Source organism: Roseovarius sp. A-2 (assembly GCF_002072155.1).
Lineage (GTDB): Bacteria > Pseudomonadota > Alphaproteobacteria > Rhodobacterales > Rhodobacteraceae > Roseovarius.
The window spans coordinates 1-557 of sequence record NZ_BDIY01000108.1 but is presented as its reverse complement, the minus strand read 5'-3'; the positions used below and the strand labels follow the sequence as shown (position 1 = coordinate 557).

The 557-nt window shown below is 64.5% G+C and carries 1 protein-coding gene and 1 pseudogene; one reads left to right on the top strand and one right to left on the bottom strand.

The genetic code is table 11. The features are described from left to right. Positions 1 to 183, bottom strand: a pseudogene (locus BHD06_RS22805) (ATP-binding protein); the annotation flags it as partial. 11 nt (positions 184 to 194) lie between these two features. Here BHD06_RS22805 and BHD06_RS22800 point away from each other — a divergent pair. Further along, positions 195 to 479 carry a recombinase family protein gene (locus BHD06_RS22800; protein WP_080459214.1) on the top strand — a complete coding sequence of 95 codons (285 nt, stop codon included), beginning with the start codon at positions 195 to 197 and terminating at the stop codon, positions 477 to 479. The last annotated feature ends 78 nt before the right edge of the window (positions 480 to 557 follow it).

Genomic DNA, 557 nt, shown 5'->3' with positions numbered 1-557 from the left:
ATCTGCGGTACGTCCCTGTCGGTCGGCACGAGCTTCGGCATCCAGCTTGTTCACCAGGTCCACGACGTTGAAGAAGCGCCCCCGTTTGCCGCGCCGGATGCACGCCCGGGCGATGCTCACGGCAAGGCGGGATTTGCCGGTCCCGGTGCCGCCGATGAGGACGACGTTTCGCGGATGGTCGAGGATCATCAACCCTGCACGGCAACCGCGAACGCGGCACCAGCACTCTCAACAACGAACTCTATATCGGGCGGCAGATCTGGAACCGGCTGGCTTACGTCAAAGACCCCGATACCGGCGAACGGGTCTCGCGGCTCAATCCGGAGGCCGATTGGGTGATCACCGAGGTTCCGCACCTGCGGATCATCGACCAGGAGCTGTGGGCCGCCGTGCGTGATCGCCAAGCCGCTATGAACGTCAAGAACACCGACGTTTGCCGCGCGACAAACAAGGTGAGAATCCAGCGTCAATCAGGATGAGAACGCGGGGGTGGGGGCTCGCAGGGAGGGCGTAGCCCGACTGGAGAGGCCCCACCCCCGCGTTGCGCCCCAAATGGG